The following is a 13274-nucleotide window of genomic DNA, read 5'->3' as shown; positions in this document are numbered from 1 at the left end:
GTGGCAATACCACTGACACTTGATACAGCATACAAACTTAACTGCGTGTGCAATGCAGGGCTTTGGGCCTTGCGGTACAGATGTTTCATCTGTATCCCACATGGGGAACGCACAAAAATCAATTACAGGTTAAGTGTAACACCGTATCTTGTGTTTGTCAAGTGATATAATACTATATATAGATATTTTAGCCCGGCGAGTTACAATATGTGGTTCATGTGGCGGTAGTAATCGTCCAACAGGTAGAATTTCAGTTCCTTGGCCCGGGGTGTACCATAGTTGAAGGTCAGCGCATAGAGATTGCCTGTTCCATCTATACCGAGGGGGCCGAGCCAGCAGTCGGCAGTGTTGCCGTTGAGATACCAGAGCTGAATGTCCTGGTAAGCATCTTCCGAAACAAGCCCTGATGCGGCCAGACGCTGGGCGTCTTCGTCTTCAATCAGGGTGGAGGAAAGAAAACGGCGGTAAAGTTCATCCGGCAGACCGAGAGCCTGTTGGTAGGTCAGCGGATTCGGGTGATTCAGCCACCAGCGGGTGACATCTTCAAAGGTGCGCAGATGTGGTTTAGCTCCAAGCGCCCGAAAGCTGCGGATGAACGATTTCACCTTGTCCGGGGATGGCGCAGAAGGGATTGGGATTTCACGCACTTCGTTGTCTGAAAAGGAAAAGGCAATCCGCTCACCGCATCTGTCCTCCAGCATGAGTGCGGAGCGGGATAATGGAGAGACCAGAAAGTGCTCCATAGCAAAGGTATGATCCAGAAACTGTTGGATTTTGTATTGCTCAATCGTGTGTGGTTTGTACATGGGGGTAGCCCTCCTTTTTAGATTCTACCTATTAAATAGGAAAAATCCCCCGTTTTTCTGCAGCAAATCAAACTTTGTAAAAATAGTGGATAGAGGAGTAAGAAAAAGAGATACGATGCTGTGGTTATGTAGCCTGCACCGTATCCCTTTCCTATTTTGCCGTAGGTTTAGCCGTTCTCCTTAGCCTGTTCCTCTTGGACAGCCGGCTCGCCAAGGGCCTCATATCCCAGGAAGCTGTTGGTGGAGAGAGCCGCGTCCAGATAGTCGTTTCCAACAGTGGGGTGGTTGCTGCTTTGAAAGTAAAAACGATACCGGGCGCCAATCTGGAACTTGGCGGACTTACTTAACAGTAAAGTGCGCTCCGCACCTTGTTCGTCTATTAGTTGGATCTTGCGATACTGCCGCATCATAGGCGAGACAACGCTGGAGCAGACGCCTTCTACGATCTCATACTGGCCCCGGGCGATGGTGCTCCATAAGCTCCTAACCAGTACCAGAGAGGCAAGAAAGATTATGCTGCCCAGTACCAGCAGGATATGGTCTGTGGTAATAATGAAGATGATTAGGCTGAGGGCAATGCTTGCGAGCCCGGCCAAAAAGGTCAACAAAATCTTTCGCCGTAGCACGAACGGGAATTGGTTCCATTGATTCTTCATGTGGTAATCCTCTCAAAAATGATTTGCTGGCGCAGGTAGAGGTTGGCAACGGCCAGCGTTACTGCCTGACTGCTCCGGCTGTTTTTCATTATGCCGGCGATATTATAGCAGGTGGTTTCGTCGTCGCCGTACACGGCCTCCATCAAGAACTGCTCATTGGGAAGATAGGCAACATCCTGCTCTACACACTTGATGATCTCGGCGGTGGACAGCAGAGCTTGCTGGGCCAGCCTCATAACACGGGTCTCATAGTCGGTACGCCGGTCTTTTTGGAATAATTTTAGCGCCTGTTGAATAGGGACTCGGCGGCCTGCCACCAGTTTGACAAATGAGATGCTCCTCATCAGCATTGATCCGCTGGCTGGAATAATGCCGAGAGAACTCAACAAATCATACAGAGCATCGTATTCCGTTTCACCACAGCCAGATACCAGCAGACCTCGGGTGAGCAGCCGATTTACGCAGGCATCCCAAGAGCGGGAAATACAATCTCCCAGAGAGGACACCAGCTTGTCACACTGGAGGGAAATATCCTCTCGTTTAGAAATTCGCCAGTTTAGGGCAGTCCAAACGACCATTTCCTGCATATCCACCATGTAAGTTTGCCCGCCCAGGCGGATGACCGGGCAGGACCGGCCACAGCCATTCGTTTCCCGATCCAGACGGCCGATTGCAGTATATAGGGTATTCTGTTCCATTCATCAGTACCTCCTTCTTTTATATATCCTTTACTGCGGAAAGGCCGCGGTTTTCAACAAATTCAGAGCAGGCTTTTCAGAAACTTGGAGTCTCTGCGCAGTTTTGCGGTGGAACGCGAGATCCATGCCCCCACATGGGAGGGCGGCACCTGATAAAGCTCCGCAATGTCTGTGACCCGCATTCCTTGAAGTTTGAGGGCAAGCGCCTCAATACCAAGCCGGGTTACACCATCGTAATCTTTTTTACAGGCATCCAGCAATGACAGAGTTTCTATCAGAGATACTTGGGTGTCAAAGGCGTCGGGCCGGGACTCCAGGGCCTCTCCGTCTGCCGCCAGTTCTCCATGTTCTCCAATAATAAGCCTGCTGAATTTTTTCTTCCTGTTGCAGATCGCCCGGCAATAGGACAGAAGCCCGTTTTTAACGACCGTTTTGGCGTAGGTAGAAAACTGGGCCCGTCCGTCATTCTTATAAGTAGACGCGGCTTTACAGAGCCAAAGGCACCCCTCTTGGAACAAGTCTCCATATTCCATACCGCAAATAGTTGGATTAACATGGATGTAGTCACAAATAACCCAATGTACGATGGGAAGATTCTGGGCAACAAGTTCCTGCTGCTGTTCTGTTAAACTGGTCATCGTTTCACCCCCCTTTAAGCGGCCGAATGCAGATTGCCCAAAGGAGCAGCGGCTTTGTAACAGAGGCGAATTACCTCATCACACATCCCGTCAGAAAACATGCCAATATGTGCCTGCTGGTCATTTAGTCCCAGTTTGGCCTGGAGCCAGATGTAGACCTCCCATTTTTCCATGTGCCGGCTCTGCTGCAGATGCTCCAGCGCCCGGTGAGCCAGGATTCGTTTGTGCCGGAGATCCCCATTTGCCAGAGTCCCCATAGGCCGGTGTGTCCGGTCATGGGCACTCACATAGGCATCACAAGCCGGCCAGCGATCACAGAGATAGATATATTTGCCCTGGGAACGGCGGTTACAGCCATAGACTGTGCTGGCGGGGCGAAGAGAGGCGTTAGCATGGCAATAAGGGCATTGGATATGTTTTTGCTTCGTCATAAAAATCATCACCTCCAAATGCGTATAGATGACGGCGCAAAGGCGTCTTTCAGTGTGAAAAAACAGTGTTAATTGCAGCCCGGGTCCAGAGAAAGTTGTCTGAGCGCACAGGCGGAAGGCTCCGGTGTGTGCCATTCGATGTACTTGGAAAAGGCGGCGTCAAAGGCGCGCCGGGACAAAATGGCAATGCACTCAGACGAATCTACAGTTTCTCCGGATAGTCTTTGGATGTCCTCGGCAGAAAGCAGCATAACCTGTCCGCACTCATCCACAGCCAGAAGAAAACCGGAACAGGGCGTTGTCCGGCCGCACATGCAGTTGCCGCAATCGCAGCTTACAAAGATAGCGTTGCGCCAGTTGCCGCGAACGGCCCGCAGAAAAGAATAAATTTTGCAGGATGATTTCATCCTCTACCTCCGTTATTCGTTTTTTCAAAAACTAAAAAAGCGGGGACCGGCCGTGGAAACCCACAGACCGATCCCCGCCGGTGATTTTAGCCAAACAGGCCCTCGATCTCGCTGGTGATACGCGGAATCACCGTGTCGTTGAAAATGAGGGTCAGGGCCGCCAGAAGAAGGGCGCCCAGCACCACGGCGATGATGATCTTAACAGCGTCCGAAATGTAAAAATCGCCGCGCTGGTTGGAAAGCGCCATACGGGCACGAAGGGACAGTGCATTCGCCTTGTTCTGGATACGGGTGGTAAAGTTTCTCATGGTAAGACCTCCTGAAATTTTATTGTTTTGATGTTGATGGTTTTATAAAAAGACTGCTCACCGCTCAAGAACGACGAATCGGTTTGAGCATGTCCTTTTTATTGGAAATGGGCCGGCTGGGATAGGCTTTCGGCTTTTGATACAGAAGCCATCGGAAACGGCGCTTTTCTTCCCGTGCGCCGCCAGACGGGGAAAATTTTTTCTTAGGCATAAAAGTCTCCTTAAAACAAGGGCCGGCCTGTATATGACAGGCTGGCCCAGAAATAAATGACGGCAGCTGACTACCGCTACAAAAATCCGCTATAGAACAAGCACTTACCTCCTTTACACTGCAAGAGGTAGAAAAATGTGTTTTTTCTGCTTCATACATTCAGAAAAATGTGAAAAAATGAATTGCAAAACAAAGAAAAATGTGGACGCCTCGAATGTGCATCATCATTTATCACGAATCTTCCGCTGTATCTTGCAGAGAAAACCATAGAGCTCTTATAGGAAACGGCCCTCACATTCAGATGTGGGGCCGTTCCATTCGCAGTCCGATTATCCAAAGAAAGCGCCCAAGGAGCCCATAACCTCGGTACAGAGGACCACCAGGTAGATAATCATGATACAGATGAGCATCATCATGGAGTAACGCTGGATCTTCTTGGGGCGCTTGGCCGCTTCCTTTTTTAAGTTGTTCTGCTCAATCTGCCTCATGTCAAAACAGATCATTTTAAAGTACATCCTCTGATCGTCGCCTCGCAATACGCCAATCAGTCCCCGGATCACATCGGACAGCATGGGGCTGCCGATGCGGGTTTCAAAATGGATGAGGGCGTTTTCATAGTTGCCGGTCTTCATATCGGCAATCGTCTGGTCCAACTCCGCGCCGAAGTCCTTGCCCGCCACCCGGCGGTAGGAAGTAAGGATCTTCAACACATCCCGGTCATTTTCCAAATTCTGCCCGATGGTAAGGGCAAAGCGAGGGATCTCATTCTCAATGAGCTTGCGCCGCTTTTTCACAAAGTCAAAAACCTTGTAATAGGTTGAAAACCACAGAGCCACGGCCAGACCAATCAGAACAGGCACCATAAGCGGTATCAAAAACGCCATCAGCAGAGAACTGAGGCCGACTGCCCCGGCTGTGACCCAGGCCCGGGCGGTGTAGACTTCCGGTGTCAGCTCCATGCCGGCAATGTCCAGCGCCCGCTGCAGTTTATTCCGCTTGAGCTTATCCAGCTTCAGGTACGGGGCGATCAGGCCGGCGATTTTGGTGAGATAGACATCCAGCAGTTTCTCGGCCTTTACGCCCTGCTGCTTGCGGGCCAGAAGCATCATACGGGAGGTACGCTTCGTGGGAATGTCTGCAAAGGCACAAGTCAGGTTATAGACAGCAAAGCCGAAACAAATCACTGCTGTGAGAGCTAAAAGCGTCATGCGCTGTCACCTCCATATTCAATGGGCCTGCTCAGTTTCATGATCTGGGTCAGGGCAAACAGGATAATGGCTGCGCAGATTGCCAAAGCGATTTTGCCCGGCGTGGTGAAGAGCAGCGTGTGAAACCAATCTTCATTCAGGAAATAAAGCAGCGGTACATTGGCGATCACAAGGAACATCATCGTGATCGCCTCCCGGCGCGGCCCCTGCATCATAGCCTCCAGCTCCGACTGCACCACACGAACATCAGAAAACTTCTGGGCGATGGTAGGCAGCGTATTTTTCATGGCCCGGTCAGACTGGCACTGAATGAGGATGTTAGCCCACTCATGGAAAACACGGTTTGGAATCTTCATTTTGAGCGAATTGATGGCACTCGTAGTATTTGCGTTAATCAACTCTGCCTCATAGACAAATGCCTCAAAATTGGCCTTCACCGGCTCATTGATGTAGGGCAGGTTTTCCTTGACTGCCCGGATCAGGTCCTCTGTGCGCAGGTAGGAAGTGGTGATGATGGAGATGGCCGTTTCCAGTTCTTCGTTCAAATGCTTTTTATAACTGGCTGCGGTGCTGCGCAGATACCAAATAGGAGCGAGTGAAAATCCGATCCCTAAAATCGGGACCATGTACACATTGCCAATCAGCAGCGCCAGGGCGCCGCCCACCGCGAACAGGATCAGAGTCAGCCGTTTGACTGCTTCATACCGGTCAGCCCGCCCGGTGCCTTTGAGGATTTGCTTTAATTCAAAGTCCTGATTAAAGAAGCCTTTGGCCGGAGTACCCATCAGAACATTCAATTCATCGGTCAGAGTGGCCGACTTGCGCTGTGACCGGAAAAGCGCATCAATGAAATCGCCCGGCCGCACACCAAACAGCGTTAGGAGTCCAGCGGCGATGAGGGCGAAGCATATGATGTAAACCCACGGCATCCGTTCAACACCTCCTTGTCGTGCTCAAGAAATTCATCCAGCTCCTTATGGGAAATCCCATTGTCCAGGAGACGCTTCTGCAATGAGCTGGACATCTCGGAAACTTTTTTGTGGCGGCCGACCACAAGGGGCCGTCCATCTGCATCAACAGTGTTGTCCAGCACATTGTAAGAGTAGAGGGTGCGGTAAATCAGCCGTTCGCCCTCACAGCCTTCCCCCTCGATGATCTCCATGATTTTACGGCTTCGGTCTTCCAGCTGCTTTGTGAAGACGATGATTGGATAGGCTTCGACCATGATCTGCATCAAAACATCATCGCCCATCATATACTTTCGCTTTGCGAGCGTCATCATGCGCCGGTAAGTAGAAGCGCAGCTGTTAGAGTGGATTGTGGTGCAGACAGTATGGCCGGTACGGGAGCTTTCTGCAGCGGACAGGCTTTCTGCCGCAGACCGCATCTCACCGACGCCGATCACATCCGGGTGCTTACGAAGGACCCGCTCCAGCAGGAAGTCCTGGTTGATGTTCAAGGAAGGATTTTCGCTGGGCCGGGTGAGCAGATGGACTACGGAATTCAGAATGTTTCCATTTTCGTCCCGCTTAACCAGATCAAATTCGCGGCTGCCCTCCTCAATCGTGATGAGGCGTCGGTTGTCAGGGACCTGGGACAACAGCCATGCCATGATGGTAGTTTTGCCGGAGCCGGTGGCCCCGGCAATGCAGACGGATACGCCATAGCGGATGCAGGCGGTCAGAAAATGAAGCATTTCCGCTGTTGCACTGCCGGAGTCCAACAGCTTCTGTGCAGAAACCGTTTGTTGATTTACGATACGGATGGAAGCGTTGATCCCCACCTCCGGGTCAACAATCGGCGTCTTATCCACAGAGATACGCACATTCTTATCCAGGAATCCGATCACGCTGGGCATGGTATCGTCTATGACCATGCCGCAGGCGTTGAGCATGCGCCGGACCACATCAATAGCGTGCTGTGGAGAGGAAAACTTGTCCGGGATTTTAACGCTGCGCCCGCCGGCTTCAATCACCTCAATGTCGTTGTAGGCATTGATGTTGACCTCCTCAATACCGGGTTTGTAGATCCACTTTTTCAGGAAGGAGTACCCGGCCATGTCCTCATAGAGCTTCTCGCACAGTTCCTCCGTGGTCAGCCCCTCGATGGCGTATTTTCGCTTGACGATGTACTGCACCATCAGTTCTTTCAAAAGGGAGGAGGCGCGGTCGGTATTTCCATCGCCGGCCTCTGCAATCGTGGCGGCGTGGTTTTCCGCAAAATACCGCTGTACATCTTCCAGAATCTGTTCATAGGTAAGGTCCTGATTGGCCGCAGGAGCGAAGAAAATGTCATTGAGATTATTCATCGGCAGTTTCCTCCTCAAAATGCTCGGTTTCGTTTCCATCATCCTCTGCGGCATGGTCAGCCAGCTCCATCTGCTCCAGCGCATCCAAAACTTTGTTGAGCGAAGCTGTGTATTTGGGATTGCAGTATTTGATGGCCTGGAACATCCCGCCTTCGGTGGCGCAGCGGTCGATCTCCTTGCCATAGGGCAGAAGGCCATCCCATCCGCCGATGATATGGCCCATCTCATCCAGCGCGTGGAAAGGGCGGGCCATGCCGGCAAAGGTCATGTGCTGATCGTAGTGGAAACGCCCATCTCCCAACAAGGGCTGATGGGCCTTTAAGTAATTAACGCCCTTGAGATCAGGCGTCAGGATGCGAATGACCAGATCCCCTGACTCAATGGCGGCAGGCGTGAACACATTCGTCATATTGGAACTGCAGTCCAGAATGACGAAATCCACAAGCCTTGCGGCGGCGTTGACCAGCTGGAGTACCATGGCGTACTTGACTTCCGGGTAACTCAACGGATTTTCACCGGCAGCATAGCCCATCACTCCAATGAAGGGATAACTTTTGAGCACGGTAACATGCCCTGCCACCAAAGAGGTATCGATTTCCACGCTGCTCAGTACCTGCCCTACAGAGGCATTGGTCTGAATGATCTGCTCCGGCAGCCACACCGGAAGCATAGGAACACTGATTTCCGCATTGATGATGATCGCTTTCCGCTTGTCGCGGGTCAGGGCTTTTGCCAGAATGCAGGAAAACATACTTTTTCCGCTCCCTGGGCTGCCCCAGACGGTAATGACTTTTCCCATAGGAAACTCCTTTCCCAAGGGCGGAATGCCCTTGATTGTGCGGTAATATAATTTCGATTATCATAATCAAAATTATCAAACTGGTTTCATTCACCGCTTTCCGGTGTATTACTGGTAGGTGTCGATTGGGTATTCTCACCCGAATCTTCTGCAGAGGCGGGATCACCAGTTGCATCTGTCCCTTCGTTCTCGCCATCCTCTGTCAGCGTTTCCGGGAAGTAAATTTCCTGGAGCGTCTTGTCCTGTTCGGCCAGCAGTTCTTCAGCCAGCTGGTCATTGTTGCGGGAGATCAGGGCCACATGAGCTACGCCGTCGTTCTCCAGCTCAGTGATGATGCGGGCCTGCTCCGGGCTTGCCAGCACTGTGATGGTAGCAGACTGCTGCGGCTCTTCATCTTCTGTGGGCTCCTTGGTATTGTCCACATTGATGCCATCAGAATCCGTGACGGAAAGGACCTTGACAAAACGCAGTTCGGGTACTTCCTCCGCAGTCTCCAGGAAGTGATAGATGCGGACAATATCATTGGGCTGGAGCTTATCCGACAGTCCGGAGGCCAGCGTTTTTACGGTCAGGGAGATAGCAACCTTACCAGAGGGGATGTCGTTGAGCGCCACATCGGAGGAAATCGGGACGCTGCTCACCTTACTGGTGAGAATATAGTCGCCCGCAGCCAGATCCGCCGTCACATACAGCCCCTCCACATCCTCAAGGCTGTGAGCCACATTGGTGGGAAGGTTATAGCCGCCTACCTCCACAACCTCGGCGTTTTCTTTGGTGACCTGTTCGCCTTTGAGCACAGGCTGGGTGATGCGGACAATTTCCGTTTTCCCGTTGGTCTGCCGGGCAATGGTGGGCAGAGCCACAAAAGCAATGACTGCTGCCAATACCAGGGACAAAATACCGAAAATAAATCGGTTGTTGAGTTTCATAAGCACATTCTCCTGTCATAAAAATAGTTCAGCCAGCGTTGCAACAGAGCAGCCGCAGGCAAGAAAAGGTAAGAACGGGATGGCGATGGGCTGGCGGAGCCGGGAAAGCCTTCGGAACAGAAGGACCATCGGCATGGCAAAGACTGCGGCCACAAAGAAAACCAGAGCCATCCCGGAAGGGCCGTAAATCAGCCCAAGTATCCCACAGAATTTAATATCGCCTCCTCCAAGCCCAGTTCCACCCGTTGCCATGGCAGCAGCCAGAGGGATGCAAAAGCCAAGCAATGCCCCCGCCAAAGCCTCGGCAACGGTGGGCCAGAGCTGCCCACCGTCCCCGGCAAGGCAGACCTTGAGCAACGGAGCCAGAGCGGCGAAGGGCATAAAAAAGGCGAGCGCCCGATCCGGCACCCGCCTATACAGAATATCATAAACAGCAAAACCAGCCACAACAGAGAAAACGGTGAGCAGGTATGCCGGCCACAGGCTACTCGCGGTTGGTGTACCAATCATCATAAAGGCTCCCATCGATTGAAACATAGTCGTTCAGGTTGATGCTCAACATTCCATCAGGGGTCCAAGTGTCCCAGACCTGGGTGAAGACGGTATAATCTGTGGAATCCGGGAACCATAGCGGACTGAAATGCACAGCCCGGTTATAGGTAGAGAACTCATTGGGCTGGAAGGTGAATTTGGCGCTCCGGCCGCTGGACACCCGCTGCAGAAGGCGCAAGTATGTTTCGTACTGGAACTCGGGAAACACGGAAAATGCCGTCTGCGGATGGGTGATATGGCTGGTGGGCGAGTCGGTGGAAAGGGTGGCTGTCACATCCTGCTTGACGCCATACCCGCTCTTCATTGACTTCCCGGAGGCCGTGGGCACAATATCATCCGGCATCAGGGACATCACACCGCTGATGGAGGCAGAATAGCCGGTGTACTCGTACTCCCAATAGCCTTCATCGACCCAGTGCCCCCAGTCATCGTGGTCACACCAAACCCAAACCGGTACCCAGTAGCAGCTCCATACACCCCAGTTGGCAGTGAGCTTCTGCGGCTCATTGGGGAGTGAGGGCACGGTGTAGTTGGGGTTGGTATCCGTTGCTGTCGGATCTGGAGGGATATGTTCGTTCAAGTCCACGATCTCCGCAACAAAGGTATCTTGTGCGGTATAGGCCCCGCTGACGGAAACCGTGATGGTTACCGACTGTGGAGTGGAGGGCGTGTGCCATTTGACCCAGACCACCTGGCTGTCGCCTGCCGGGATGACTATATCGTTGACCCGGTAGGTGGTGCCGAGAATATGGAAGGTCACCGAGGCCGGATTGTCCGGTGTTAAATCTGTATCCGTCCGCAGAGTAACGGATGTGATCACATCCGTGTCTACCCGATATTCTACATCGGGCGCTTCAATTTCCCCTTCGGGCGGGCGCTCATCAAACCAGACAATGCCGACGCCCAGACTGCTGATGATGTCAGCGTTGCTCTGCTTGCTTGTGGTGCTGCCTGTCCATGCGGGCAGGCCGAGATCGCTAAATTCCAAAAACATCGACAGAGGCAGATTCTTGTGGGTGAGGGAAGTCATGGTTTTCCGAAGCGCCCCGCCAGATTTTTGGTCATACAGCGCCGCCTCTGTAGCGGTCATACAGTAATACTGGCCGTTATGCGTAAAGTATGCAATGGGCTCGATCAGCAGCTTATAGTCGCCAGCGATCATCCGCTCATAGTCCACACCGGCCGCCTGGGCAACCATCTGGCAGGCATATTCCGAACAAAAATACCGCTTGATGGCCTCAATATTGCTCTGCCCCTTACTGCTGACGATGGTGGGCATAGACTGTATTGGCCTTGTATAGTCATAACCTGCGCCTGATTGGGGAGTAAGTGCAGTGCCGGCAAGATACTGCAACTTGTTCACTTTTCCAAAGTGAACGACATTATTTTGAGATCGATTTGTAAAATCAATCGGTGAGGATATTGCGTTTCCGCTATCGGCATCCACAACGGTGATTCGCACACCATCATTTCCAGGATTCCAGAAATTAGAGGATGTGCCTTGGCCCATGCTGCCGCCACCACCGTCAATATTTCCGTTACCGCCCTCTGCAAACGCGGTGGAAGGGAGCAAACAAAATACCAGGGCAAGGCTGCACAGGAGGGCGAGAAGTCGCTTCAAATACATCACACTCCGTTCTTCTTAAAATAGAAAGGCCGCCACAATTCTGTGACGGCCAATCAGGGGTATATTCAGTCATAGATTGGTCAGCCCATATTGCCGACCTGCTTGTTGATGTCTCCATCGCTATCTCCAATAGTTTCTTGTCCATTACCGGGGACAATCCACCCAAACACTGGATCATATACGGCACCGTTGCCATTGCTGGCCCCGGGGGCCGGCTCATTATTGGCCGGCTCCTTTTCCGCAGGGGGAGTGGTGACCTTGGGCACTTCCGGGTCAGGATTGACCGGATGATCTTCACCGGGGTCTTCCCGCTCGGTTTTCCCTTCTGGCACGGGCGGAGGCGTTGTTTCCGGTTTCTCCGTGTCCGTGAAGTCGATCACGACTTCATCCTCAGTTTCGGAGGTCACCTTGGGGTACTCCTCTTCAGGACTGGAGGACTGGCCGGGCGCATAGGCTCCGGCGCCGCTCTCACCGTCTGTCTGTGTGCCGCCATCCGACCAATCGCTGGTCGTGCTGCTGGGCGGGGATTCTTCCGGCTTGAAATCTTCTGTGCGATCCCGGCTGGCAAACCAGCAGACACCCAGGATGGCAACACAGAGGACGGCCAGCGAAGTAACGATAAAGCCTTTGGATTGGAAAAACTTCTTCATGTGTGATACACTCCTTTTTTGCTGTTATATAAAGCCTATACTGTAGTTCTGGCTGAATTTTCAACAGCACGGCTAAAATTTGGTGTTGTGGTAGCCGGTCAGTTCTACCCGCTGGGTAATGGTGGGGTAACTGTGTCCAAACATCCGCACATAGAAGTCAACATCACAGTAAAAGATGTATTCCACACGGTCGCCCACCACATTGAATTCAAGGCTGATGTCGGAAACCGTGTAGTCATCGGTAGAGAGAGGGACCTTTTCAGCAAGGCCGCCGGCAACTGTGGCCTCCAGCATTTCTGTGTAGTCCCGGCTGGAGTAGAGGGTGCGTAAATACTCTTCAAAATTGGTTTCCCTCTGGGAGCGGTAAGTATCTGCGTAGATGGTGGCGCTCAGATTGTTCAGCTCCATTTTAGCCCCGTTGCGGATGTTGATGCAAGTAATTCTCACCGAAGCATACAGTAGCAGGAAAGAAATGAGCATGACAACTCCAACCACAAAGAAGCAGGCGAAGAAGGTGATCTCCCCCCGCTCGTTGCGGAGCGGCCGGTGCAGCTGTGAGAATAAACGCTTCATAGGCCACCTCACTTCCAGTAATGTTCGCTAACGCCGGAGCCGCGGGCCACCACCGTGATGTTGACCAGATCCAGATTCCAGAAGCCGCCCAGCTTGGCATCCCCCTCAATGGTAATATAGAAGGGCGTTCCCAACTGGATGGCCCGGGACATCCCGGAAGGTGTGGGAGATTTATATGTGGCGTCAATCGAATAGGTGATATTGTCGGCCCCCTCGATCTCCGAACAGAGGAAATCAAAGAGAGCATCCGTCTCGCTGTTGATGCCGCCGGACAACTGGATCTGCTTGACCATCTGATCGGCTGCATGGTCAAGCTCCTGTTTTGTAGAGATAATACCGAACAAGTCGATGATAAAGGCCAGCAAAACAACGGCAATGAAGATAAACACCACCGTGGAAAAGTAGTTGGCCTCGCCCCGCTCATTTTTTAATGCACTGCGGAGCTTTTGCAGTATGCTATGGATAAAAACCAC

18 protein-coding genes are annotated in these 13274 nt (G+C 52.2%); all 18 read right to left on the bottom strand.

What is annotated here, in order from left to right; all coding sequences use genetic code 11:
• Positions 1 to 200 precede the first annotated feature (200 nt).
• Positions 201 to 806 (bottom strand): hypothetical protein, encoded by a 606-nt coding sequence (locus C12CBH8_RS01295; RefSeq protein WP_009258038.1) that lies wholly within the window; start codon positions 804 to 806, stop codon positions 201 to 203.
• Positions 807 to 973: 167 nt separating this feature from the next.
• The gene (locus C12CBH8_RS01290) at positions 974 to 1462 is read right to left on the bottom strand and encodes a hypothetical protein (protein ID WP_009258039.1); all 489 of its coding nucleotides are present in this window, start codon (positions 1460 to 1462) and stop codon (positions 974 to 976) included.
• The gene (locus tag C12CBH8_RS01285; protein ID WP_009258040.1) at positions 1459 to 2160 is read right to left on the bottom strand and encodes a hypothetical protein; all 702 of its coding nucleotides are present in this window, start codon (positions 2158 to 2160) and stop codon (positions 1459 to 1461) included. The genes C12CBH8_RS01290 and C12CBH8_RS01285 overlap by 4 nt, the downstream gene beginning before the upstream one ends.
• 62 nt (positions 2161 to 2222) lie before the next feature.
• A complete protein-coding gene (locus tag C12CBH8_RS01280; RefSeq protein ID WP_009258041.1) occupies positions 2223 to 2798 on the bottom strand; it encodes a sigma-70 family RNA polymerase sigma factor in 576 nt (191 codons plus the stop codon).
• 14 nt (positions 2799 to 2812) lie between these two features.
• On the bottom strand, positions 2813 to 3229 hold the full coding sequence (locus C12CBH8_RS01275; RefSeq protein WP_009258042.1) for a zinc-finger-containing protein: 417 nt from the start codon (positions 3227 to 3229) through the stop codon (positions 2813 to 2815).
• 68 nt (positions 3230 to 3297) lie between these two features.
• The gene (locus C12CBH8_RS01270; RefSeq protein WP_009258043.1) at positions 3298 to 3636 is read right to left on the bottom strand and encodes a hypothetical protein; all 339 of its coding nucleotides are present in this window, start codon (positions 3634 to 3636) and stop codon (positions 3298 to 3300) included.
• 86 nt (positions 3637 to 3722) lie between these two features.
• Entirely contained in the window at positions 3723 to 3944 is a 222-nt protein-coding gene (locus C12CBH8_RS01265) for a DUF6133 family protein (protein WP_071698947.1), read from the bottom strand.
• A 64-nt stretch (positions 3945 to 4008) separates the two neighbouring features.
• Positions 4009 to 4155 carry a hypothetical protein gene (locus tag C12CBH8_RS01260; protein WP_169897207.1) on the bottom strand — a complete coding sequence of 49 codons (147 nt, stop codon included), beginning with the start codon at positions 4153 to 4155 and terminating at the stop codon, positions 4009 to 4011.
• Positions 4156 to 4484: 329 nt separating this feature from the next.
• Entirely contained in the window at positions 4485 to 5363 is an 879-nt protein-coding gene (locus tag C12CBH8_RS01255) for a hypothetical protein (protein ID WP_009258045.1), read from the bottom strand.
• Positions 5360 to 6292, bottom strand: a complete 933-nt coding sequence (locus C12CBH8_RS01250) for a type II secretion system F family protein (protein WP_009258046.1) — start codon at positions 6290 to 6292, stop codon at positions 5360 to 5362. The genes C12CBH8_RS01255 and C12CBH8_RS01250 overlap by 4 nt, the downstream gene beginning before the upstream one ends.
• Positions 6241 to 7671 carry an ATPase, T2SS/T4P/T4SS family gene (locus C12CBH8_RS01245; protein WP_071698948.1) on the bottom strand — a complete coding sequence of 477 codons (1431 nt, stop codon included), beginning with the start codon at positions 7669 to 7671 and terminating at the stop codon, positions 6241 to 6243. The genes C12CBH8_RS01250 and C12CBH8_RS01245 overlap by 52 nt, the downstream gene beginning before the upstream one ends.
• On the bottom strand, positions 7664 to 8470 hold the full coding sequence (locus tag C12CBH8_RS01240; RefSeq protein WP_009258048.1) for a CpaE/TadZ family protein: 807 nt from the start codon (positions 8468 to 8470) through the stop codon (positions 7664 to 7666). Before C12CBH8_RS01240 ends, C12CBH8_RS01245 begins: the two co-directional genes overlap by 8 nt.
• An 86-nt stretch (positions 8471 to 8556) precedes the next feature.
• Positions 8557 to 9399 (bottom strand): Flp pilus assembly protein CpaB, encoded by an 843-nt coding sequence (cpaB, locus tag C12CBH8_RS01235; protein WP_009258049.1) that lies wholly within the window; start codon positions 9397 to 9399, stop codon positions 8557 to 8559.
• A gap of 15 nt (positions 9400 to 9414) precedes the next feature.
• Positions 9415 to 9909 carry a prepilin peptidase gene (locus C12CBH8_RS01230; protein WP_242955397.1) on the bottom strand — a complete coding sequence of 165 codons (495 nt, stop codon included), beginning with the start codon at positions 9907 to 9909 and terminating at the stop codon, positions 9415 to 9417.
• Entirely contained in the window at positions 9884 to 11578 is a 1695-nt protein-coding gene (locus C12CBH8_RS01225) for a DUF8193 domain-containing protein (RefSeq protein ID WP_071698949.1), read from the bottom strand. Before C12CBH8_RS01225 ends, C12CBH8_RS01230 begins: the two co-directional genes overlap by 26 nt.
• 80 nt (positions 11579 to 11658) lie before the next feature.
• A complete protein-coding gene (locus tag C12CBH8_RS01220) occupies positions 11659 to 12228 on the bottom strand; it encodes a DUF6550 family protein (RefSeq protein WP_009258052.1) in 570 nt (189 codons plus the stop codon).
• Positions 12229 to 12300: 72 nt separating this feature from the next.
• Complete coding sequence (locus tag C12CBH8_RS01215) at positions 12301 to 12801, bottom strand: hypothetical protein (RefSeq protein WP_009258053.1); 501 nt, start codon at positions 12799 to 12801, stop codon at positions 12301 to 12303.
• Positions 12802 to 12809: 8 nt separating this feature from the next.
• Complete coding sequence (locus tag C12CBH8_RS01210; RefSeq protein WP_110503329.1) at positions 12810 to 13274, bottom strand: DUF4320 family protein; 465 nt, start codon at positions 13272 to 13274, stop codon at positions 12810 to 12812.

It is taken from the genome of Solibaculum mannosilyticum, assembly GCF_015140235.1.
Taxonomy (GTDB): domain Bacteria; phylum Bacillota; class Clostridia; order Oscillospirales; family Acutalibacteraceae; genus Solibaculum; species Solibaculum mannosilyticum.
The sequence above is the reverse complement of the archived record's forward strand: the minus strand, read 5'-3'. Positions and strand labels throughout refer to the sequence as shown.

Excerpts from the sequence above, each read along its gene's own strand:
- cpaB (WP_009258049.1), bottom strand. The coding sequence starts at position 9,399 with ATGAAACTCAACAACCGATTTATTTTCGGTATTTTGTCCCTGGTATTG.
- C12CBH8_RS01285 (WP_009258040.1), bottom strand. The coding sequence starts at position 2,160 with ATGGAACAGAATACCCTATATACTGCAATCGGCCGTCTGGATCGGGAA.
- C12CBH8_RS01215 (WP_009258053.1), bottom strand. The coding sequence starts at position 12,801 with ATGAAGCGTTTATTCTCACAGCTGCACCGGCCGCTCCGCAACGAGCGG.
- C12CBH8_RS01270 (WP_009258043.1), bottom strand. The coding sequence starts at position 3,636 with ATGAAATCATCCTGCAAAATTTATTCTTTTCTGCGGGCCGTTCGCGGC.
- C12CBH8_RS01225 (WP_071698949.1), bottom strand. The coding sequence starts at position 11,578 with ATGTATTTGAAGCGACTTCTCGCCCTCCTGTGCAGCCTTGCCCTGGTA.
- C12CBH8_RS01250 (WP_009258046.1), bottom strand. The coding sequence starts at position 6,292 with ATGCCGTGGGTTTACATCATATGCTTCGCCCTCATCGCCGCTGGACTC.
- C12CBH8_RS01230 (WP_242955397.1), bottom strand. The coding sequence starts at position 9,909 with ATGATTGGTACACCAACCGCGAGTAGCCTGTGGCCGGCATACCTGCTC.
- C12CBH8_RS01290 (WP_009258039.1), bottom strand. The coding sequence starts at position 1,462 with ATGAAGAATCAATGGAACCAATTCCCGTTCGTGCTACGGCGAAAGATT.
- C12CBH8_RS01220 (WP_009258052.1), bottom strand. The coding sequence starts at position 12,228 with ATGAAGAAGTTTTTCCAATCCAAAGGCTTTATCGTTACTTCGCTGGCC.
- C12CBH8_RS01275 (WP_009258042.1), bottom strand. The coding sequence starts at position 3,229 with ATGACGAAGCAAAAACATATCCAATGCCCTTATTGCCATGCTAACGCC.
- C12CBH8_RS01240 (WP_009258048.1), bottom strand. The coding sequence starts at position 8,470 with ATGGGAAAAGTCATTACCGTCTGGGGCAGCCCAGGGAGCGGAAAAAGT.
- C12CBH8_RS01295 (WP_009258038.1), bottom strand. The coding sequence starts at position 806 with ATGTACAAACCACACACGATTGAGCAATACAAAATCCAACAGTTTCTG.
- C12CBH8_RS01265 (WP_071698947.1), bottom strand. The coding sequence starts at position 3,944 with ATGAGAAACTTTACCACCCGTATCCAGAACAAGGCGAATGCACTGTCC.
- C12CBH8_RS01260 (WP_169897207.1), bottom strand. The coding sequence starts at position 4,155 with ATGCCTAAGAAAAAATTTTCCCCGTCTGGCGGCGCACGGGAAGAAAAG.
- C12CBH8_RS01255 (WP_009258045.1), bottom strand. The coding sequence starts at position 5,363 with ATGACGCTTTTAGCTCTCACAGCAGTGATTTGTTTCGGCTTTGCTGTC.
- C12CBH8_RS01280 (WP_009258041.1), bottom strand. The coding sequence starts at position 2,798 with ATGACCAGTTTAACAGAACAGCAGCAGGAACTTGTTGCCCAGAATCTT.
- C12CBH8_RS01245 (WP_071698948.1), bottom strand. The coding sequence starts at position 7,671 with ATGAATAATCTCAATGACATTTTCTTCGCTCCTGCGGCCAATCAGGAC.